This is a genomic window from Cellulomonas sp. HZM (assembly GCF_000708885.1).
In the GTDB taxonomy this organism is placed as follows: Bacteria; Actinomycetota; Actinomycetes; order Actinomycetales; family Cellulomonadaceae; genus Cellulomonas.
The window spans coordinates 39742-60607 of sequence record NZ_JEOE01000006.1; the positions used below are offsets into that span (position 1 = coordinate 39742).

A 20866-nucleotide genomic window follows, 5' to 3' on the forward strand; every position below is an offset into this window, starting at 1 on the left:
ACCGGTCGCGTGACCGGATCGCTCACCGCGGCGTTCACCGGGGCGCTCACCAGGGCGCTCACCACGTCGTCGGGAAGCGGGTCGCCTTGGTCCCGGAGGGCTCGATGCCGAGCTTGCCCAGCGTGTACGACGCGACGTCCTTGAACACGGGCGCCGCGACCGTGCCGCCGTACACCGACGACTTCGGGTTGTGCAGGATGACGCTGACGACGATCGCCGGGTCGTCCGCCGGCACCGCGCCGATGAACGACGCCGTGATGCCCTGCTTGCCCTTGATCCAGTTCTGCGCGGTACCGGTCTTGCCCGCGACGCGGTAGCCGGGGATCGATGCGCTCGAGCCGGTGCCGCCCTCGTCGTCGACGACGCTCTCGAGCATCGTCAGCACGGTGTCGGCCGTCTTCTTGCTCACGACACGCGTCGTGCCCGCCTTCGCGGCCGGCGTGTAGGTGCCGTCCGCCGCGGTCCAGCCCGCGATCACGTGGGGCTGCACGCGCACGCCGCCGTTGGCGATCGTCGCGTACACCTGCGTGGCCTGGATCGCGTTGACCGCGACGCCCTGGCCGAAGAGCACGGTGTACTGGGTGCGGCCATCCCAAAGGTCAGGCTTCTTGAGAAGGCCCGGGGACTCACCCGGAAGTTCGACGCCCGTCTTCGTGCCGAAGCCAAACTTTCGCATCTCGGCGTAGCGCTGCTGCTTGGTGAGCTGCTCGCCGATCATGACCGTGCCGGTGTTGGACGACTCCGCGAGAATGCCCGTGGTCGTGAGCTTGAGCGTCGCGTGCTCGTGGGAGTCGTGGAACGGCTGGTGGTTGGCCGTTCGATATGTATCGGGCACCTTGAACTGCGACGTCGGCGTCACGATGCCGTTGTCGAGCGCGGCCGACATCGTGATGACCTTGCCGGTCGAGCCCGGCTCGAACACGTTCGAGACGGACGCCGCGAGCGAGCCGCCCTTCGAGTCGCCGGGATGGTTCGGGTCGACCGCACCGGAGTCGGCGAGCGCGAGGAGCTCACCCGTCTTCGGGTTCATCACGACGACGCTGCCCGACGACGCGCCCGTGGTCTTGAGCGCGGACGCCAGCTCCGCCTCGGCCTTGTACTGCACGTCCCGGTCGATCGTGAGGCGCACCGACTCGCCCGTGGTGGCCGGCGTCTCGGACGAGTACCCGCCCGGCACCGCCTGCCCGTGCGCCCCGCTCTCGTACACCTCGGAGCCGGGCGTGCCGGTGAGCTTCTTGTCGAGCGACGCCTCGAGCCCCTCGAGACCGGCGCCCGCCGAGTTCACGAATCCCAGCAGGTTCCCTGCGAGCGCGCCGTTCGGGTAGACGCGGTCCGCCACCGGGTCGACGTTCACGCCCGGGAGCTTGAGCGCGCGGATCTCGCGCGCCACCTCGGGCAGCACACCCTTCTTGACGTACTTGAAGCCGCGGTCGCCGACGAGCATCCCGCCGAGCTCGGGCTCGCTCATGCCGAGCATGGGAGCGAGCACCGTCGCGACGCCCTCGACGCCGCCAGGGACGTCGCCCGAGCCGCGGAACTTGTCGACCAGCTTCTGGTTGACCGAGACGTTGTACCGCTCGACCGAGGTCGCGAGCGCGACCCCGTGCACGTCCGTGATCTGCCCGCGCGTGCCGAGCAGCGAGATCGTCTGGAGCCTGCTCGTGCGGGCGTCGGCCGCGATCGCGGGACCGTGCACCACCTGGACCCACACGAGGCGCACCGCGAAGACCGCGAGCACGGTGATCACCGCGATGGTGAGCACCGTCATGCGCCGGCGCGAACCCGCCGCCGGCACGGGGCGTCCGGCCTGCGGCGCCTGCACGACCCGCCGCGGGGCGGGGACGCCCACGGGGCGCTGGGAGGCGTGCGTCCTGACCGGGGGCTGGGACCTGCGGTCGGACGGCGCCGACGACGAAGCGCGCGAACGTGTCGTCGACTGCTCGTCGGTCCGCACCGCTCCCCGTGCTCCGTCCCCGGGCGCCCTGCGCACCGACTCGGGCCGCACGCCCGGGCGCCGGGACCCGGGACGCTGCGACGTCGGCGTGCTCACTTGGTGGCCTTGGGAGCCACCTGCACGCTTCCGTCCGAGAGTCTCACCCAGCCCGTGCCCGCCGCGGGAACCATGCCGAGTCGGCGCGCCGCGGCCGCGAGGTCGTCGGGCGACGCCTTGCGGTCCAGCGTGGCCGACAGGTCCTTCTGGTCCTGCTGCAGCTGCCCCAGCTGGTTGGACAGGTCGAGCCGCTCGTACGCCACCTGGGCCATCTGCGTGTTGAGCAGCAGGGCCGCGAGCAGGGCACCCGCGAGCACCGCCATGCACACCAGCACGAACGGCACGCGCGTTCGCGCCTGCGCAGGCGCGCGCACGACGCGGAGCCGGGGCGCCGGGGCGCTCTGCTCGACGCGGGGACGAGGGGCGTAGGCAGGGGGCGCGACGCGCGCTGCTGTCTGGGCGCTCATGCAGCTCTCCTTCGCGGTCGCATGTGCTCGGGTGTGGGTCGGGTGCGCTCGGCGGCGCGCAGGCGCACCGACGCGGAGCGGGGGTTGAGCGCGAGCTCGGCCTCGTCGGCCTCCTCCGCGCCGCGGGTCACGAGCCGCAGGTACGGCTGGTGGGACTCGGGGACGACCGGCAGCCCGGCGGGCGCGCTCGTCGTGGCACCCGCGGCGAACGCGTGCTTGACGATGCGGTCCTCGAGCGACTGGTACGCCTCGACGACGATGCGGCCGCCGACCGCGAGCGCCTCGATCGATGCCGGCACCGCACGCTCGAGCACCTCGAGCTCGCCGTTCACCTCGATGCGCAGCGCCTGGAACGTCCGCTTGGCGGGGTGGCCGCCGGTCTTGCGCGTCGCTGCCGGGATGCTCGCGCGCACGATGTCGACGAGCTCGGCGGTGCGCGTCAGCGGTGCGCGCGTGCGGGCCTGGACCACGTTGCGGGCGATGCGACCCGCGAAGCGCTCCTCGCCGTACACGCGCAGCACGCGGGCGATGTCGCGCTCGTCGTACGTGTTGAGCACGTCCGCCGCCGTGCGGCCCCGCGTCGCGTCCATCCGCATGTCGAGCGGCGCGTCCTGCGCGTAGGAGAACCCGCGGTCCACCTCGTCGAGCTGCAGCGAGGAGACCCCGAGGTCCATGAGCACGCCCTGCACGTGCGGCAGGTCGAGCTCGTCGAGCACGTCGCCGATCTCGTCGTACACCGCGTGCACGGGCGTGAACCGGTCCCCGAACGCGGCCAGGCGCCGTCCCGCGAGCTCGAGCGCCTGCGTGTCCCGGTCGATCCCGATCACGCGGACCTGCGGGAAGGCCGTCAGCACACCCTCGGTGTGGCCGCCCATGCCGAGCGTGGAGTCGACCATGACCGCGCCGGGCTCCGCGAGCGCCGGGGCGAGCAGGTCGATGCAGCGCTGGAGCAGGACGGGGACGTGGCGCTCGTCGGCCGGGCGGTCGTTCTCGTCGGCCTGGTCCACGTCGCCCCCTCTCCCCTGCTCGCTGCGTCCTCGTTGGTGGTCTCGCGGCCCCTCCGCCGTCCGACCAGATCCCCCACCGGCCCTCTGACGCGGGGAAGTGCGTCAGAGCGGACGGGAGGAGGTCTCACCGGGCGGCACCGTCGTGCCGGTCGTTCGTCAGAAGGGTCCGTTCGGGAACACCTCCTCGGTCGTGTCGGCGTAGCCCGCCTCCTGCTCGGCGAGGTACGTCTCCCACGCCTGCAGGTCCCAGATCTCGACGCGGCTGCCGGCGCCGATGACCGCGACGTCCCGGTCGAGCCCGGCGTACGTGCGCAGGACCGGCGGGATCGAGATGCGGCCCTGCTTGTCCGGGAGCTCGTCGCTCGCGCCCGACAGGAACACACGCAGGTAGTCGCGCGCCTGCTTGCTGGTCACGGGCGCCTGGCGCAGCTGGTCGTGGTAGCGGCGGAACTCGTCCATGGGCAGCAGGAACAGGCAGCGCTCCTGGCCGCGCGTCATGACCAGTCCCGTCGAGAGCTGGGGGCGGAACTTGGCCGGGAGGATGAGCCGCCCCTTGTCGTCCAGGCGTGGCGTGTACGTGCCCAGGAAGGGCACGGCGGAACCGAAGAGAGCGGACGACGAGTCATGTGTCACCGCGCCTCCTTCCAGCTCCCGGGCTCTCCCCGACCAACCACGTGCCTCCACGGTACTCCACTTTCCTCCACCAGCGACGGAAGAGCGACGTGTTTTCACCCTTCTGCGCATCGTTCGCGCAGGTCACATGCCGTGGAGCAAAGTGGAGGGATCTTCCCCGCGGGAACGCGCCACGGCATCCCGGCGGAGTCGTCCGAGCGCGGTCCACGCGCCCGCGCACGCTCGACGAGCCGCCGCGGGCACGCGCACGCACGGTTCCGACGAGCCGGGGTGGAGCGAAGTGGAGGGCCCCGACGCACGACCCACGACCGCACGCCCGTCCGGGCGAAGTCGAACGCTCGTCACGGAAAGGGCTCCGCACCGGCCCTCGCGCACGTAGGCTGCGGTTCCATCCCGCCAAAGGAGGCGCCATCGTGCAGCCCGTGCCCTCGTCGACCGAGCTCGACGACCTCGTCGAGACCACCGGGCGCATGCGCGCCGGGATCGAGCGCGTCGTGACCGGCCGCCCCGAGCTCGTGCGGTCCACGCTCGCGGTGCTGCTCGCCGAGGGGCACCTCCTGCTGGAGGACGTCCCGGGCGTCGGCAAGACCACGCTCGCCAAGGCGCTCGCACGCTCGATCGACTGCCAGGTCGGCCGCATCCAGTTCACGCCCGACCTGCTGCCCAGCGACCTCACGGGCGTCAACATCTTCCGCGCTCAGACGCACGAGTTCGAGTTCCGGCCCGGCCCGGTGTTCTCGCACATCGTCATCGGCGACGAGATCAACCGGGCGTCGCCCAAGACGCAGTCCGCGCTGCTCGAGTGCATGCAGGAGGCGCAGGCCACGGTCGACGGCCGCACGTACGCGCTCCCGCGCCCGTTCCTCGTCGTCGCGACGCAGAACCCGGTCGAGATGGAGGGGACCTACCCGCTGCCCGAGGCGCAGCGTGACCGGTTCATGGCCCGGCTCACGGTCGGGTACCCGAGCGTGGATTCCGAGCTCGCGATGCTCGACCTGCAGGAGACCGCCGACCCGCTCGCCGACCTCAAGCCGGCGACCGACGCGACGCACGTGGCCGCGATGATCGACACCACGCGTCGGCTCTACGCGGCGCCCGGGGTCAAGCGGTACGTCGTCGACCTCGTCACCGCGACCCGCCAGGACCAGGGCCTGCGCCTCGGCGCGTCACCGCGCGCCGCGATCCAGCTGCTGCGCGCCGCCAAGGCCGTCGCCGCGATGGACGGCCGCGACCACGTGCTGCCCGACGACGTCCAGCACCTTGCCGTGCCCGTGCTCGCGCACCGGCTGCTGCCGAGCACCGAGTCGCGCCTGTCGGGTCGCGGCACCGACGCCATCGTCACCGAGATCGTCGAGCGCGTGCCGGTGCCCAGCCCTGCGGCCGCCACCGGGCGCCGCGTCGGCTGATGCGGCTCCGACCGACCCCGCGTGGCTGGGGCATCGCCGGCACGGGCCTCGCGCTGCTCGTGCTCGGCTCGGGCCTCGGCAACGTCGACCTGCTGCGGATCGGGCTGCTCGCGCTCCTGTGCGTGGGCGGCGCCGCAGCGGTCGTCGCGTGGCGCGACCCGGCCAAGGGACGCAACCGCGTGAGCGTGGAGCGCGTGGCCGTACCGAACCCTGTGCACGCGGGGTCCGACGTCGGGGTCGCGGTACGCATCCGGGCGCACGACGCAGGCTCGCGCACCCGGCTGATGGGCCTGCGGTTCTCGGAGCAGGCCGCCACCGAGCTCTCCGCGGGCCAGCCGCTGCGCGCACGCGTGACGCGCGAGCGCGGCAACGTCACCGTGAGCTACTCGGTGCGGGCGGCGCGCCGCGGCCGTTGGCCCGTCGGCCCGCTCGTCGTGACGCGCACCGACGTGTTCGGCACGGTCGCCACCACGGCCGAGCTCGGCGACGCCGCGGAGATCGCCGTGTGGCCCGAGGTCGTCGCGCTCCCCGTCTCCTCCGACGTCCTGGTCGGCGAGCCGGACCGCGTCGCCCTCGGAGCACGGTCGCCGTCGACCGACGACTCGTCGCTGCGTGACTACCGCGAGGGCGACGACCTGCGCCGTGTGCACTGGCGCAGCAGCGCACGCCGCGGCTCGCTGCTGGTGCGGTCCGACGAGCGCGCCGGGATGCGACCCGTGTCGGTCCTCATCGACCTCCCGCAGCGTGGCGCGCAGGCCGTCGAGTGGTCCGTGTCCGTCGCGGCCTCGATGGCGCTCGCGATGCTCGACGCCGGCCACCCCGTGCGCATCCTCGACGGAACCCGCGCAGGCCTCGCGGCGCCCTTCGTGCACTCCCGCTCGGACGGGGCACGCGCGGCGCTCCTCGACCGGACCATCGACCTGACGTCGCCGCGCGGGACGAGCGAGGCGGAGGCGCAGCTGGTGGCGGCCGCGCACATGCTCGACTCGACCGAGGCGAACGGGGAGATCGTGCTCGCCGTCGTCGGCGCGCTCACCGCCCGCACGCGCGAGTCCTTCGCGCACATGGCCGACACCGCGCAGTGCTGGGCGATGGTCCGCACCGACTCGTCGGGCGCGGGCCACGTGCAGGAGACGGAGCACACGCTGCGGGCCCTGCGCCGGGCCGGGTGGCGAGCGGTCGGGGTCACGGCCGGGGAGAGCCCCACCGACGCATGGCTACGGCTGCTCGGGTGCGGGCGATGAGCGTCGTCGCGCCACGTGCACCGCGGGGCGTGCGGGCGTTGCTCGCGACGGCGCTCGTGGCGGTCGGGACGTGCACGAGCCTGGGTGCTGTCGCCGCGATGCTCGGCACGGGAGGCTGGCGCGGCGCGACCTGGGGGTCGGTCCTGGTCGTCGCCGGCGTCGTCGCGGCGACCCGCGCAGCGACCAGGACGTGGTGGCTGCCCTCGGCCGTCGGGCTCGTCGCCGCGGCCCTGCTGGTGGTGCTGCGCTACGGCGCCCCGCCCGGACGGCTGCAGCTCGTGCCCGACGGCGACACCGTCGACCGCGCCCGCGCCGCGTGGAGCGACGGGCTCGCCTACATCGACCACGCCGTCGCGCCCATGGACGTCACGAAGCCGTCCGAGATGGTCCTCGTGGTCGCCGCGCTCGGCGTGCTGCTGGTCGCCGACCTGCTCGCGGTCGGGCTCGGGCGGCCCGCCTGGGCGGGGCTCGCCTTCCTGCTGATGTGGCTGCCCGGCCTCTACCTCGGCATCGGCTCGGGCGTGGCCGCGCTCCTGTGGACGGGCATCACGTTCCTGCTGCTCCTTGCCCTGGTCTCGGCGCCCGCGGTCCAGGGCGACGACGAACGCAGCCGCTGGACGACCACCTCGCTCGTCGCATCGGTGGCCGTCGTCGTCGGCGCTCTCGTGCTCGGCCCCGTGCTCGCCGCGCTGCCCGGGTGGTCGGACCTGCGCATCCCGTCGTTCGGGTCCGGGGCCGCCGGTCCGCTGCGGCTCAGCGACCAGCTGGACCTGCGGCACAGCCTCGGTGCGCGCTCCGGGCAGACGGTCCTCACGTACACCGTGCGCCCCTACCCGGCGGACGACGCGGTGACGCCCGCCGACCAGGAGCCGGGCCCCGACCTGCCGAACCCGACCGCGACGGACGCCGTGTCCGTCGGCGCCGGCTCGCTCGGGCCCCTGCGGGCCTTCACGCTCACGCAGTTCGACGGGCGCACGTGGACGCCGACCGACCCGTCGGCCTCGTCCCCGGTGAGCTCGACCACGCTGCTGTCCCCCGTCGCCGCGCTCCAGGGGCAGGAGCCGAGCGCCGACCGTGGCACGCTCGCGCAGGTCGACGTCAACGTGGGCACGCTCGACGAGACGCGGCTGCCGATCGGCATCTTCGCGCGCACCGTCGCCGCGCGCGGGCAGTGGGAGTACGACGCCGCGCAGGACGAGGTGTTCGGGTCGAGCCCCACACGCGGCGGCGACTCGTACTCGATGGTCGTCGAGATCCCGTCGCTCACGCCCGACGACCTCGCAGCAGCCCAGGCGCCCGCTCCCGCCGACGCCGCGACGACCGGTGTGCTCGAGGTGCCCGCGACGTCGCACAGCGACGACATCGCGGCACTCGCCAAGAAGATCACGGCCGACGCGACGAGCCCCTACGCGCAGGCGATGGACCTGCAGTCGTACCTGCGCTCGACCGCCAACTTCACGTACGACACCCGCGTCGCTCCCGCTCGCACCGACGACGCGGTCTGGGACTTCCTGCAGGACCGGCACGGCTACTGCGTGCAGTTCGCGACGTCCATGACGATCATGGCCCGCACGCTCGGCATCCCCGCGCGCGTCGGGATCGGCTTCCTGCCCGGCAGCACCGACGGCGACGGCACGTACACCGTCACCGGCAAGCAGGCCCACGCGTGGCCCGAGCTGTACTTCGGCGACGACCTCGGGTGGGTGCGGTTCGAGCCGACCCCCGCGGTCCAGTCGGGGCCGCCGCCCGTGTGGAGCGACCCGTTCCGCGCGTCACAGGCGATCGACAACCCCGACATCCCGCACGGGGCCACGGCCGCTCCCACGCAGGACTCGTCGACCTCGGCACCGGGCGACGACGAGACCAGCGCCCCCACCACGACCGTGACCACCTCGTCGACCGGCTGGCTCGCCCCGGTGGGCATCACGCTCGCCGTGGTGCTCGTGCTCGCCGCGCTCGCGCTGTCCGCGGTCGTCCGCGTCCGACGGCGACGTGCCGAGCAGGTCACCGCCGAGCGGGCATGGGGTCGGCTGCGCAGGCGGCTCGCGGCCGACGGCGTGCGCTGGTCCGATGCGACGACGCCCCGCGACGCGACGCGCACGATCTGCCGCCAGGTGGAGGAGCGGTCCGGGCACACGCTGCCGGACTCCGCCCTCACGGCGCTCACCGGGCTCTCCCGGGCGGTCGAGCAGCAGCGCTACGCGCCCAGCCCGACGGACGTCTCGGCCGGGCAGCTGTCCGCGTGGGTCGACGAAGCGGCGGGAGCGGTGCACGACGCGGTGGGCGGGCGCAGCAGACGCGGCGCCCGCGACGGCCGGACCGCAGCGACCTCGACCCGCTGAGCGGCCTCGACCCGGCGGTCCGAGCGCCCGGCGTGACGTACGCCGTGGCACGTGCCCGCGGTGCCACGTTCCTCCGAGGGAGCGCCCGCGGAAGCGGGCGCCCGTGCGACGGCTACCGGCCGCCGTTCTCCCGGCGGCGGTCCCAGCGCTCCTCGAGGCGGTGCATGAACCCGCCGGAGCGCGGGGTCTTGGTGCGTCCCTGGTGGCGGCTGACGTGCCCGTCCTCGGACACGACGCCCTGCGGACCCTGCTTGCGGTGCCGGGACGGGTTCGCGAACGCGAACGCGACCGCGGCGAACATCACGACGAAGCCCACCACCCCGAGCACGGGGATGCTCTGCGCGGCGCCCAGCACCAGGAGCAGCAGCCCGACGACGGCGCCGACGACGGCGATGACGTAGCGACCGACGTGCCGACGACCCCGCTGGGTGAGGGTGTTGGCGAGCCGCGGGTCGTCAGACGTGAGCTGGCGCTCCATCTGCTCGAGGACGCGCTGCTCGTACTCGGAGAGAGGCATCCCGGCTCCTGTCCACTGTCACGAAGAGGTTCTCCGTCTCAGGATAGATCCGCGGGAACGAAGGTGGTAGCCAGACGGGAAGCGGGGGCCGACGAACCAGGCCGGATCGCGCCACCACCGAACTTCTGGCGCACCTCGTCCATCGCCATCTCGGCGTCGCGGCGCCGTCCGTCCGCGCGCGCCTCGGGCAGGTCGACGGCCTCGTCGAGCGTCGGCTGACGTGCCGACGACGTCGCCCCGGTCAGGCCTTCGACCCGCACGCCGACCAGCCGTACGGGCAGCCCGCCCAGGTCGGTCGCGGCGAGCAGGTCGCGCGCCGCCAGGAAGATCTCCCTGCCCACGTCGGTCGGCGTCGTGAGCGTGCGTGACCGCGTGAGCGTCCTGAAGTCGCTCGTGCGCACCTTCACCGACACCGTGCGTCCGACGAGGCCCGCGGCGCGCAGCCGGGACGCGCACCGGTCCGCGAGCGCGAGCGCGCGCGTCTCGACGACCGCGAGGTCCATCAGGTCCTGGTCGAACGTCTCCTCGGCTCCGATCGACTTCTCCTCCCGGCCCGGGGTGACCGGCCGCGGGTCACGGCCCCAGGCGAGGTCGTGCAGGTGCGCGCCCGCGACACGGCCCACCGCGCGCTGGACCGTCGCGACGTCACTGTCCGCGAGCTGTGCGACCGAGGTGATCCCCCACCGCGCGAGCGACTGCTCGGTCCGCTCGCCGACTCCCCACAGGGCCCCCACCGGCAGCACCCGCAGGAAGTCGACGGTCGCCGCACGTGGCACCAGCAGCACGCCGTCGGGCTTCGCATGACCCGACGCGAGCTTCGCGACGAACTTGGTGGACGCGATACCCACCGAGCACGTGATGCCGAACTGCTCACGCACCTGCTCCCGGATCCGCTGCGCGATCACGGTGGGAGCACCGAGACGACGGCGAGCGCCCGCCACGTCGAGGAAGGCCTCGTCGACGCTGACCTGCTCGACGAGCGCGGTCACGTCGCCGAGCACGCGCATGACCCCGACGGAGACCTCGTGGTAGGCGTGGTGGTCCGGCGGCACGACCACCGCCTGGGGGCACATGCGCAGCGCGCGCGACATCGGCATCGCCGAGTGCACGCCGAAGGCTCGCGCCTCGTAGGTCGCCGCGAGCACCACGCCGCGCTGCGCTCCCCCGACGATCACCGGAAGGCCGCGCAGCTGCGGCCTTCGCGCGAGCTCCACCGACGCGAAGAAGGCGTCCATGTCGACGTGGAGGATCGAGCAGCCCTCTTCCTCGCGCCCCCAGTCGCGCCGGGCGGCGTCCGCGCGCGGACCCCGGCTCACGACCGCACCGGGCCGGTCACGTCCACGAGGTCGGTCACGACGCCCGCGCCACCCGCAGGTCGAGCGGGTGCTCCTCCCCGAGCAGGGCACGCGCCGCGTCGACGAAGTCCTCCGCCGCGCACAGCGTGTCCTCGGCACGCTCCTCCGACAGCACGTCGAATCGTCCCGCGTCCACGGCGGAGCGCACCGCGGCGCCCGCCTCGAAGAACGCGGCCCAGCGATCGAGCTCCGGCGCGGCCTTGCGCAGCAGTGCCCACACGGTCCGCGACGCCCCACGCGTCGGCACGGTGCCGCGTGCCGCGACCACGGCCGCGCCGGCGCGCAGCGCTGCGAGGTGTGCGTGCGAGAAGCGTTCCCACGACTCGGGTGAGTACTGCGCGGCCACGAGCTCCGCGTCGGCTCGGTTCATCAGCGTGCGCGCCTGCGGGGACAGCAGACCCCCGTGCGACGGCCGCGCACTGGTGGCGACGTCGGTCACGGGACCGGCGACAGACGACTGAGCCATGTGCCTCACCTCCGACCCCCATGATCGAACAGACGTTCGAGATCCGTCAACCCGTACGCCCGATCCGCCTACGGTGTGTGCCATGTCCCGAGCGTCCCACCGACCACCGACACGCGACTGGCCCACGGGGCCCGTCTCGATCTCGACGGGCACGGTCGAGCTCGTGCGGGACCCGGACCGACCGTCCGCGGTCGTCGTCATGGTCAACGGCGTGCCGAGCTCGTACGTCGACCTCGACGACCCCGCGCTGCTCGCGTTCGAGTACATGCAGCAGATGGCCGCCGTGGTGGACGCGATGCCCGCCGGCCCCCTCGAGGTCGTGCACCTGGGCGCGGCGGGGTGCGCCCTCGCGCGGGCGCTCGACGCGGCTCGTCCGGGGTCGCGTCAGCTCGCGGTCGAGCTCGACACGACGCTGCCCGAGCTCGTGCGCAGGTGGTTCGACCTGCCGCGTTCCCCCGCGCTGCGGATCCGTGCCGGCGACGCGCGTGCTGTCACCGAGAGGCTCCCGGACCGGTCGGCGGACGTCGTCGTGCGCGACGTGTTCGCCGGCGACCGGACGCCCACCCACGTGCAGACGCGTGAGATGGCCACGCACGTGGCGCGCGTGCTGCGCGCCGGCGGCGTGTACCTCGTCAACTGCGCGGACCGTGCACCGCTCGCGCTCGCCCGTGCCGAGGTCGCGACGCTCGCCGAGCAGTTCGCCGACGTCGCGGTCGTGGCCGAGCCCGGCCTCCTGCGCGGGCGCGGCTACGGCAACGTGGTGCTCGCGGCGACCGACCGCACCGACCTGCTCGCCTCGCCGGCGCTCGCACGCGCCGTGCGCAGCCTGCCCGCACCCGCGCGCCTGCTGCACGGCGACGAGGCCGCGGCGTTCGCGCGTGGCGCGGCCGTGCTCGCCGATCCCGGACCCAAGGACGACGGAGACGCCGTTGACGAGCGCACGACGAAGGGTCGCCCCTGAGCGGGACGACCCTTCGTGAGACCGCGAGAGCGGGCGGGGGCTTCGACGGGCGCCGCGGCGACCCGGGGCGTCACAGCGGGCGGACGTGCTCCGCCTGCGGGCCCTTGTCGCCCTGCGCGATGTCGAACTCGACGCGCTGGCCCTCGTCGAGCGAGCGGTAGCCCTGGGAGTCGATCGCGGAGTAGTGCACGAAGACGTCGGCGCCACCGCCGTCCTGCGCGATGAACCCGTAGCCCTTCTCGGCGTTGAACCACTTGACAGCACCCTGTGCCATGTCCTGCTTCCTTCTCCTCCGGTGACGACGGCGGTCGGCCCGACCGCCGTGCCGCAATGCCTCGCGTCCTGCACCGGACGATCGACGAGCACGTTGCAACGCAGGCATCGTTGCACGCACCGTGTGGCGCACGCCACGGTTTGCGGCACCCTCAGGGCAAGGTTCGATAACGATGGGGTGAAGGGGCGGCAACGCGCGGGACGGCTCAGTCGCCGCGGCCCTCCTCGCCCCGGCCCTCGTCTCCCTGCTCCGCGAGGAAGCGCTCGAACTCGGCGCCCAGCTCGTCGGCCGTCGGCAGGTCGGCCGAGCGTGCGAGCAGGCTCCCCCGCTCCGAGGACCGCGCGAACGCGTCGTACTGCTCCTCGAGCGCGTGGACCACGGTCGAGATCTCCTGCGACTCCTCCACCTGGCGCTCGATCTCGGCGGTCGCCTCCGACGCGGCCGCGTCGAGCGCGTGGCTGCGCAGGTCCAGACCGGTCGCGCGCTCGACGGCCCGCAGCCCGGCGATGCTGGCCTGCGGGTACGACGACTGCGTCAGGTAGTGCGGCACGTGCACCGCGAAGCCCATCGCGTCGTGCCCCGACTGCCCGAGCCGGAGCTCGAGCAGGGCGCTCGCGCTCGCCGGCACCTGGACCGTGCCGAACCACGACGGGTGGTCGGCCACGAGCTCGGCGCGGGTCGCGTGCGCCGTCACCGATGCGGGCCGGGTGTGCGGGATCCCCATCGGGATGCCGTGCACGCCGACCGTGAGCGACACGTCGAACCGCTCGACGAGCTGGCGGACCGCCGCGACGTACCGCTCCCACTGGACGTCGGGCTCCTGGCCGTGCAGCAGCAGGAACGGGGTGCCGACCCCGTCCTCGAGCACGTCGACCACGAGCTCCGGCTCCTCGTACGACGTCCACGTCGTCGCGTCGAACGTCATCGTCGGGCGGCGCGACCGGTAGTCGATCAGCTGGTCGGCGTCGAACGACGCGAGCCGCGTGGGCTCGAGCTCGTCGAGCAGGTGCTCGGCCGCGAGCCGTCCGGCCGCGCCCGCGTCGACGAAGCCGCGCACCGCGTGCACGAGCACCGGCCGATGCCCCGCCGCAGCGCGCTCGTCGAGGCGAGCGGCCACGTCCGGGTCCACGTCGTAGATGTCGCTGGGGTCGAGCAACTCGGTACCTCTCGTCGGCTCGTGCAGGCCATCCGGGGAAGAAGTCCCCGTGCTGCCTGCCTCAACGCGACCGACGCCGATCCTCTTCCCGCACCGGGTGTCAGCGGGTCGGGAGGCGTACCACCTCGACGAAGAACTCGTCGATGTGGCGCACCACGTCGATGAACCGGTCGAAGTCGACGGGCTTGGTGACGTACGCGTTGGCGTGCAGCGAGTAGCTGCGCACGACGTCCTCCTCGGCCTCGCTCGTCGTGAGCACGACCACCGGGATCTGCCGCAGCGCCTCGTCGGCCTTGAGCTCCTCCAGCACCTCGCGCCCGTCCATCCGCGGCAGGTTGAGGTCGAGCAGGATCAGGTCCGGCGTGGGCGCGTCGGCGTGCTCGCCCTCCTTGCGCAGGAACTCCATCGCGCTGACGCCGTCGGACACCACCGACAGCCGGTTCGTCACCTTGTGGTCGGCGAACGCCTCGCGGGTCATGAGGACGTCGCCCGGGTCGTCCTCCACCAGCAGGACGTCGATCGTCTTGCGCTCCGACATGCGGCTCTCCTCGCGTCAGTCGGCGTCGGGCAGGGTCCAGCGGATGCTGGTCCCTTCCCCGTCCACCGGTTCGATCCAGATCCGACCGCCGTGGAACTCGACGATCTTCTTGCACAGGGCCAGCCCGATGCCGGTCCCCTCGTACACGTCCTTGGGGTGCAGCCGCTGGAAGATCACGAAGACGCGCTCCGCATACTGCGCGTCGATCCCGATCCCGTTGTCGCGGCACTCGATCTGCCATGCGTCGCGCCCCGACTCGTGCACGCGCACGGCGCTCACGTGCACGTGCGGCTCGCGTCCGGGGTCGCGGAACTTGACGGCGTTGCCGACGAGGTTCTGGAAGAGCTGCACGAGCAGCGCGCGCTCGCCGCGCAGCACGGGCAGGTCACCGTGCGTGACGACGGCCCCGGTGTCCGTCACGGCGGTGTCCAGGTTGTCGACCGCGGCCGCGAGGGCGTCGGCGAGGTCGACGTCGGTGACCTCGCCGCCGACGCGACCGACCCGGCTGAAGCCGAGCAGGTCGTTGATGAGCCGCTGCATGCGCTTGGCGCCGTCGACCGCGAAGCCGATGTACTGGTCGGCCCGCTCGTCGAGCTGGCCGCCGTACCGCTTCTGCAGGAGCTGCGTGAAGCTCGCCACCTTGCGCAGAGGCTCCTGCAGGTCGTGCGACGCGACGTACGCGAACTGCTCCAGGTCACGGTTCGACCGGCGCAGCTCCTCGGCCTGCTCCGCGAGCGCGGCGTGCGCCTGCTCGACCTCCTCGACCTGGGACGCGAGCGTGATGCGCATGTGCTCCACGTCGCGTGCGAGGGCCGCGATCTCGCCCGGGCCCGTGGCCAGCACCGGGTGGTGCAGGTCGCCCTGCGCGACGATGCGCACGTCGCTCGCGAGCTCGTCCACGGGCTCGACGACCCAACGCCGCAGAGCGCTCCACAGCAGCACCGCGACGACGACCGCCGCGACCGCGAGCAGCGCGACGACGGCCGTCGTCACCCGGGTCCAGCGGTGCAGCTCGCCGGCGACGTGGCCGCGCGCGGCGCGCAGCTCGTCGGAGAACTCGTCGACGTTCGAGCGGATGCGGTCGAACTTCTCCTTGCCCGTCTCGATGTCGGACGTCGTCACCGCGCCCTTGCCCTGCTCGCGCGTTCGTTCGACGAGCGGCTCGGCGTACGCGAACCACGCGTCGGCCGCGTCGTCGACCTGCGACCCCAGCGCGACGAGGCGCGGGTCGTGCACGACGCCCTGGAGGTCCTGCGCGACCCGCTCGAACGACGCACGGTCGGTCGCGGCCTGGTCGTACGGCTCGAGCGTCCGGGGCGCGGCCGTGAGCGCGAACCCGCGGAACCCCGTCTCGGCGTCGAGCAGCTGAGCGAACGCCTGGTCGGAGGCGGCGACCGCCTCGTACAGGTCCTGCGTGACCGCGTCCTGCCGGTCGACGAGCCGGGCGATCGCGAACCCGGCGGCTCCGAGCAGGAGGCCCAGGACCGCTCCCGCGACGACGAGCAGCGTCGCGAGCCGGCGTCGCAGCGTGACGCCGTGACGAGGAGCTGCGCTCACCGGCCCCACCCGAGCACCACGACGGCGGCGTCGTCCACCAGGTCGCCGCCGTGCAGCGTGCGGACGTCCGCGATCACCTTCTCGACCAGTCCCGTCGCCGGCCCGCGGACGAGCGCCGCGTCGACGACGTCGAGCAGACCGCGCTTGCCGAGCCGTTGCGCCGGGGCGGTCGCGGCGTCGCCGACGGTCGCCTCCAGCAGCCCGTCGGTGTAGCACATGAGCATCCAGGCGTCACCGAGCTCCAGCGTCTCGGGGAGCCACGTCCCGGGCACCGGGATCCCCAGCGCGCGCCCGCGCGTGCGCGTCGGCGCGAGGTGCGAGGGAGGCCCGACGACGAGCGGCACCGGGTGCCCGGCGAGGTACATCTGCGCGGTGCGCCGGTCCGGCGCGACGGCCAGCATCGCGACGGTCGTGAACACCTCGGGGCGCGGCCGCTCGGCCTCGAGCACGATCTCCAGCCGGCCGAGGACCTCGTCGACCGGTGTCCCCGTGAGCACGAGCGTGCGCCACGCGGTGCGCAGCGTCGCGCCGAGCGCGGCCTCGTCCGGGCCGTGGCCGCAGACGTCGCCCACGATCGCCAGCACCGTGCCGTCGGGACGCTCGACGACGTCGTAGAAGTCCCCACCCAGCACCCCGTCACGCCCCGCGCGGTAGCCGACATGGACCTGAAGCCTCTCGTCGCCCACGACGGGGACGGGCAGGAGAGCCCGCTCGAGGCGGTTCGTCTCCTGCTCGCGCACGAGCGACCGGTACAGCGCACGGTCGGTCTCCTCGAGCCTGCGGCGCTGCACCGCGTAGCGCACGGCGCGCCCGAGCGTGTGGCCGTCGACCTCGTCCTTGACGAGGTAGTCCTGCGCGCCGGCGGCCACCGCCTGCACACCGGTCCCGCTCGCGGCCAGGCCCGTGAGCACGACGACCGCGGGCGCACCCGCGTCGAGCAGCCGTTCGAGCGCGGGGATGCCCGTCGCGTCCGGGAGCCCGAGGTCGAGGAGCACGCAGTCGACGTCGAGCGACGCGATCGCCTCGTCGAGCGTCCGGGCACGGCGCAGGACCACGTCGAGCCCCGCGTCGCGCAGGTGCTCGCCGACGAGCACCGCGTCGCCCTCGTCGTCCTCGACGAGCAGGACGCGGATCGCCGGCTCGACGAGCCGCACCGGCTGCGCGGTGATGGAGCGCCCGTCCGAGGGGTCGCCCCGACGGTGCTCCGGTGCCATGGTCACGGTCGTCCTCTCGTCGGCATGCGAACTGTACGTGCTGGTCGCCGGCCGCGCGCTCCGATCGTCCGGTCCGTCCTCGGACGCGTGCAACACGCCCCGTGCCGCGGGCGGATAATGGACGGCCGCTTCGCGGGGACGCGGGAGCGGGCGACGACGGGAGGGCACGCGTGACGGCGACGAACGACGAGCTGACGGGCGAGCAGCGCACGATCGACACGCTGTACGCGCGGCTCGACGAGCTGCGCGCGCAGACTCGCGCGCGCCTCGCGGACGTGCGCCGCACGGGACCGGCAGGCTCGCCGCAGAACCGGAGCGAGCGCGACGCGTTCGCGACGCTGTACGAGGACCGTCTCGCCCAGCTCGAGGCCGTCGAGGAGCGCCTCGCGTTCGGCCGGCTCGACCTCGAGGACGGGTCGAGGCGCTACGTCGGTCGGATCGGCCTGACGGACGCCGAGCAGAGCCAGCTCCTCACCGACTGGCGCGCTCCGGCTGCGCAGGCGTTCTACCGCGCGACCGCCGCGCACCCCGACGGCGTGGTCCGTCGTCGGCACCTGGTGACCCGGGGTCGTTCCGTGACGGCCGTCGAGGACGAGGTGCTCGACCTCACGCTCGTCGTCGACGGCGACGAGCGTCTCGAGGGCCTCTCGGGCGAGGGCGCGCTGCTCGCCGCGCTGGGTGCCGGCCGGACCGGGCGCATGGGCGACATCGTCGCGACGATCCAGGCGGAGCAGGACACGATCATCCGGTCCGAGCTGGGCGGCGCGCTCGTCGTGCAAGGCGGTCCGGGCACCGGCAAGACCGCCGTGGCGCTGCACCGCGCCGCGTTCCTGCTGTACGCGCACCGGCGCACCCTCGAGCGCTCGGGCGTGCTGCTCGTCGGCCCCAGCCGTACGTTCCTGCGCTACATCGACCAGGTGCTGCCGTCCCTGGGCGAGACCGGCGTCGTGACGACGACGGTCGCCGAGCTCGTGCCGGGCGTGCGCGCGACGGGCACCGAGGACGACGCCGTCGCGGAGCTCAAGGGCCGGGCGGTCATGGCGCGCGTGATCGCCAAGGCCGTCCGGGACCGCGAGCGCGTCCCCGCCGAGGCGGTCACGGTCCGCATCGACGGTCGCACCGTCGTCATCCGCCCCGACGACGTCGCAGGCGCGATCGCCCGCGCGCGGCGCAACCACCGCCCGCACAACCAGGCCCGTGTCGCGTTCGTCAGGGACATGCTGTCGCGGCTGGCCGACCAGTACGTCGCCCAGCTCGCGTTCGACGTCCCGCCCGACGAGCGCGGCGAGATCCTCGAGGACCTGCGCAGCCACCGGGACGTGCGTGTCGCGCTCAACCTCGCGTGGATGCCGCTCACGCCACAGAAGCTGCTCGAGGACCTGTGGGCCAAGCCCTGGCGGCTGGACCTCGCGGCACCGGAGCTGTCCCGCGCGCAGCGCCGCTCGCTCGCTCGCGACGCGGGTTCGCCGTGGACCGAGGCGGACGTGCCGCTGCTCGACGAGGCGGCCGAGCTCCTCGGCGAGGACGACCAGGCCGCGCGCGCGCAGGCCCGCGCCGCAGCACAGCAGCGCGCGGACGAGCTCGCGTACGCGCGCCGGGTGCTGGAGTCGACAGGCTCGGGCGCGCTGGTGTCGGCGGAGCTCCTCGCGGACCGCTTCACGGCGGGCGGCCCCGCGCTCACGACCGCCGAGCGCGCGGCGGCCGACCGGACGTGGACCTACGGGCACGTCGTGGTCGACGAGGCGCAGGAGCTGTCGGCGATGGCGTGGCGGGCCCTGCTGCGACGGGTGCCCACGCGCTCGCTCACGATCGTCGGCGACGTCGCCCAGACGTCGGCCGCCGCGGGCACGCGCGACTGGGCGACGATGCTCGACCCCGTGCTGCGCGCGTCGTGGCGGCTGGCCGAGCTCACGGTGAACTACCGCACCCCGGCCGCCGTGGCGGACGCGGCACGACGGGTCGCGTCGGCCGCGGGGCTGCCGGTCAGCCGTCTGACGTCCGCGCGCGAGGTGCCGGATGCGCTCCAGGTCCGTCGTGTGGCCGCGGCGGCGCTCGTGGACGAGACGGTCGCCACGGCGAAGCTCGCCCTCGACGACGTCCGGGACGAGTCCGGTGCGGGGCGGGTGGCCGTGCTGGCGCCGGACGGGACGGTCGACGAGCTGCGCGAGCGGCTCGCGGGTGCGGGTGGTCCGGCGACCGACCTGGACGCCCCGCTCGTCGTGATGGGCGCGCGCGAGGCGAAGGGGCTCGAGTTCGACGCGGTCGTGCTCGTCGAGCCGGCGGACGTCCTCGCGGCGTCGGCAGGCGACCTGTTCGTCGCCATGACGCGACCGACGCGGGTCCTGCACGTCCTGCACTCGCGCGACCTGCCTCGCGGGTTCGAGGAGGGCGACGACGACGGTCCCGTTGTCCGCAGGTCGGACATGCCTGTGCCCGAGGCGCGGGCAGGCGCACGATGACCCCGTGCTCAAGGCCCTCCTGCTCGAGAACCTCCACCCCCAGGCGCGCACGATCCTCGAGGCCGCCGGCTTCGACGTGACGACGCGCACCGGCGCGCTCGACGAGGCCGAGCTGGTCGACGCGCTCGACGGCGTGCACCTGCTCGGCATCCGGTCCAAGACGAACGTCACGGCTGCCGCGCTCGCGCAGGCGCCGGACCTCGTCGCGATCGGTGCGTTCTGCATCGGGACCAACCAGATCGACCTCGCCGCAGCCGCGACTCGAGGCGTCGCGACCTTCAACGCGCCGTTCTCGAACACGCGCTCGGTCGTCGAGATCGCGATCGCCGAGATCATCGGGCTCACGCGCCGCCTGACGGAGTTCGACAAGGAGATGCACGACGGCGTCTGGAACAAGTCGGCCGTCGGCGCCCACGAGGTGCGCGGCCGCACGCTGGGCATCATCGGCTACGGCAACATCGGCACGCAGCTGTCGGTCCTCGCCGAGAACCTCGGCATGTCGGTGGTGTTCTACGACACGGCGGAGAAGCTCGCGCTGGGCAACGCGCGTCGCATGCACTCCCTCGACGAGCTGCTCCAGACGGCGGACGTCGTGACGTTGCACGTCGACGGACGTCCGGGCAACGCCGGGTTCTTCGGCGCGGCGCAGATCGCTCGCATGAAGCCGGGTGCGATCCTGCTCAACCTCTCGCGCGGCTTCGTCGTCGACCCCGCCGCGCTGCGCGAGGCGATCGTCTCGGGGCACCTGTCCGGCGCCGCGGTCGACGTCTTCCCCGTCGAGCCCAAGCGCAAGGGCGACCCCTTCGAGTCCGAGCTGCGCGGCCTGCCGAACGTGATCCTGACGCCGCACACGGGTGGCTCGACCGAGGAGGCGCAGGAGGCGATCGGGCAGTTCGTCGCCCACAAGCTGCGCGACTACATCGCCACGGGCTCCACCACGCTGTCCGTGAACCTGCCGAACGTGGCGCTCGACCAGCCGCCGGGCGTGCACCGGCTCGCGTACCTGCACCACAACCGCCCCGGTGTGCTGGCAGGCATCAACGCGACGCTCGCCGAGCACGGCGTCAACATCGAGGCCCAGCTGCTCTCGACGCGCGGCGAGCTCGGCTACGTGGTGACGGACGTCGGCTCGGAGGTCGACCAGGCGGTGGTCGAGGCGCTGTCGTCGCAGGCCGAGGCGATCAGGCTGCGCCTGCTGTCCTGAGGCGCGGGCGGGTCGCCCCGGACGACCCGGGGCCGTTGAGCCGGACGGGTGAACGCACCGGGTGAAATCTCGGTGC

The 20866-nt window shown here is 73.5% G+C and carries 18 protein-coding genes; 6 read left to right on the forward strand and 12 right to left on the reverse strand.

What is annotated here, in order from left to right:
* Window positions 1-58: 58 nt before the first annotated feature.
* From AW16_RS0105350 to mraZ, 4 genes are all read right to left on the reverse strand, one after another.
* The gene (locus AW16_RS0105350; RefSeq protein WP_034648168.1) at window positions 59-1768 is read right to left on the reverse strand and encodes a penicillin-binding protein 2; all 1710 of its coding nucleotides are present in this window, start codon (window positions 1766-1768) and stop codon (window positions 59-61) included.
* Between the two features lie 278 nt (window positions 1769-2046).
* Window positions 2047-2457 carry a hypothetical protein gene (locus AW16_RS0105355; RefSeq protein WP_029288755.1) on the reverse strand — a complete coding sequence of 137 codons (411 nt, stop codon included), beginning with the start codon at window positions 2455-2457 and terminating at the stop codon, window positions 2047-2049.
* Window positions 2454-3464 carry a 16S rRNA (cytosine(1402)-N(4))-methyltransferase RsmH gene (gene rsmH / locus AW16_RS0105360; RefSeq protein WP_029288756.1) on the reverse strand — a complete coding sequence of 337 codons (1011 nt, stop codon included), beginning with the start codon at window positions 3462-3464 and terminating at the stop codon, window positions 2454-2456. The genes AW16_RS0105355 and rsmH overlap by 4 nt, the downstream gene beginning before the upstream one ends.
* Before the next feature lie 156 nt (window positions 3465-3620).
* The gene (gene mraZ, locus AW16_RS0105365; protein ID WP_197021566.1) at window positions 3621-4058 is read right to left on the reverse strand and encodes a division/cell wall cluster transcriptional repressor MraZ; all 438 of its coding nucleotides are present in this window, start codon (window positions 4056-4058) and stop codon (window positions 3621-3623) included.
* A gap of 449 nt (window positions 4059-4507) precedes the next feature.
* On the opposite strand from mraZ, the gene AW16_RS0105370 reads away from it, so the two are divergent.
* The 3 genes from AW16_RS0105370 to AW16_RS0105380 are packed head-to-tail and all read left to right on the forward strand — an operon-like array spanning window position 4508 to window position 9089.
* Window positions 4508-5503: a MoxR family ATPase gene (locus AW16_RS0105370; protein WP_034648169.1), complete on the forward strand. Its 996-nt coding sequence runs from the start codon at window positions 4508-4510 to the stop codon at window positions 5501-5503.
* Window positions 5503-6747 carry a DUF58 domain-containing protein gene (locus AW16_RS0105375; RefSeq protein ID WP_029288759.1) on the forward strand — a complete coding sequence of 415 codons (1245 nt, stop codon included), beginning with the start codon at window positions 5503-5505 and terminating at the stop codon, window positions 6745-6747. Before AW16_RS0105370 ends, AW16_RS0105375 begins: the two co-directional genes overlap by 1 nt.
* Window positions 6744-9089, forward strand: coding sequence for a DUF3488 and transglutaminase-like domain-containing protein (locus AW16_RS0105380; RefSeq protein ID WP_156044056.1), 2346 nt, complete (start codon window positions 6744-6746; stop codon window positions 9087-9089). Before AW16_RS0105375 ends, AW16_RS0105380 begins: the two co-directional genes overlap by 4 nt.
* A 112-nt stretch (window positions 9090-9201) precedes the next feature.
* Here the strand turns inward: AW16_RS0105380 and AW16_RS0105385 are convergent, their stop codons facing one another.
* Genes AW16_RS0105385 through AW16_RS0105395 form a run of 3 tightly spaced genes read right to left on the reverse strand, consistent with a single transcriptional unit; the run spans window position 9202 to window position 11427 of the window.
* Window positions 9202-9606 (reverse strand): DUF3040 domain-containing protein, encoded by a 405-nt coding sequence (locus AW16_RS0105385; protein ID WP_029288761.1) that lies wholly within the window; start codon window positions 9604-9606, stop codon window positions 9202-9204.
* Between the two features lie 38 nt (window positions 9607-9644).
* The gene (locus tag AW16_RS0105390) at window positions 9645-10922 is read right to left on the reverse strand and encodes a DNA polymerase IV (RefSeq protein WP_029288763.1); all 1278 of its coding nucleotides are present in this window, start codon (window positions 10920-10922) and stop codon (window positions 9645-9647) included.
* A gap of 34 nt (window positions 10923-10956) precedes the next feature.
* Window positions 10957-11427: an SAV_6107 family HEPN domain-containing protein gene (locus AW16_RS0105395; protein WP_197021564.1), complete on the reverse strand. Its 471-nt coding sequence runs from the start codon at window positions 11425-11427 to the stop codon at window positions 10957-10959.
* 82 nt (window positions 11428-11509) lie between these two features.
* On the opposite strand from AW16_RS0105395, the gene AW16_RS0105400 reads away from it, so the two are divergent.
* Window positions 11510-12388 (forward strand): spermidine synthase, encoded by an 879-nt coding sequence (locus AW16_RS0105400; RefSeq protein ID WP_034648154.1) that lies wholly within the window; start codon window positions 11510-11512, stop codon window positions 12386-12388.
* A gap of 70 nt (window positions 12389-12458) precedes the next feature.
* On the opposite strand, the gene AW16_RS0105405 is transcribed toward AW16_RS0105400, so the two are convergent.
* The 5 genes from AW16_RS0105405 to AW16_RS0105425 all read right to left on the reverse strand — a co-directional run bounded on the left by AW16_RS0105405 (window position 12459) and on the right by AW16_RS0105425 (window position 17127).
* Complete coding sequence (locus tag AW16_RS0105405) at window positions 12459-12662, reverse strand: cold-shock protein (RefSeq protein ID WP_029288775.1); 204 nt, start codon at window positions 12660-12662, stop codon at window positions 12459-12461.
* Between the two features lie 205 nt (window positions 12663-12867).
* Window positions 12868-13818: a proteasome assembly chaperone family protein gene (locus tag AW16_RS0105410; RefSeq protein ID WP_029288777.1), complete on the reverse strand. Its 951-nt coding sequence runs from the start codon at window positions 13816-13818 to the stop codon at window positions 12868-12870.
* A 100-nt stretch (window positions 13819-13918) separates the two neighbouring features.
* Window positions 13919-14356, reverse strand: coding sequence for a response regulator (locus tag AW16_RS0105415; protein WP_029288779.1), 438 nt, complete (start codon window positions 14354-14356; stop codon window positions 13919-13921).
* Between the two features lie 15 nt (window positions 14357-14371).
* Entirely contained in the window at window positions 14372-15913 is a 1542-nt protein-coding gene (locus AW16_RS0105420) for an ATP-binding protein (RefSeq protein WP_029288781.1), read from the reverse strand.
* Entirely contained in the window at window positions 15910-17127 is a 1218-nt protein-coding gene (locus tag AW16_RS0105425) for a PP2C family protein-serine/threonine phosphatase (protein WP_029288783.1), read from the reverse strand. Before AW16_RS0105425 ends, AW16_RS0105420 begins: the two co-directional genes overlap by 4 nt.
* Before the next feature lie 170 nt (window positions 17128-17297).
* On the opposite strand from AW16_RS0105425, the gene AW16_RS0105435 reads away from it, so the two are divergent.
* The gene (locus AW16_RS0105435) at window positions 17298-19586 is read left to right on the forward strand and encodes an AAA family ATPase (RefSeq protein ID WP_051681688.1); all 2289 of its coding nucleotides are present in this window, start codon (window positions 17298-17300) and stop codon (window positions 19584-19586) included.
* A gap of 4 nt (window positions 19587-19590) precedes the next feature.
* Window positions 19591-20790: a phosphoglycerate dehydrogenase gene (gene serA / locus AW16_RS0105440; RefSeq protein ID WP_029288787.1), complete on the forward strand. Its 1200-nt coding sequence runs from the start codon at window positions 19591-19593 to the stop codon at window positions 20788-20790.
* The last annotated feature ends 76 nt before the right edge of the window (window positions 20791-20866 follow it).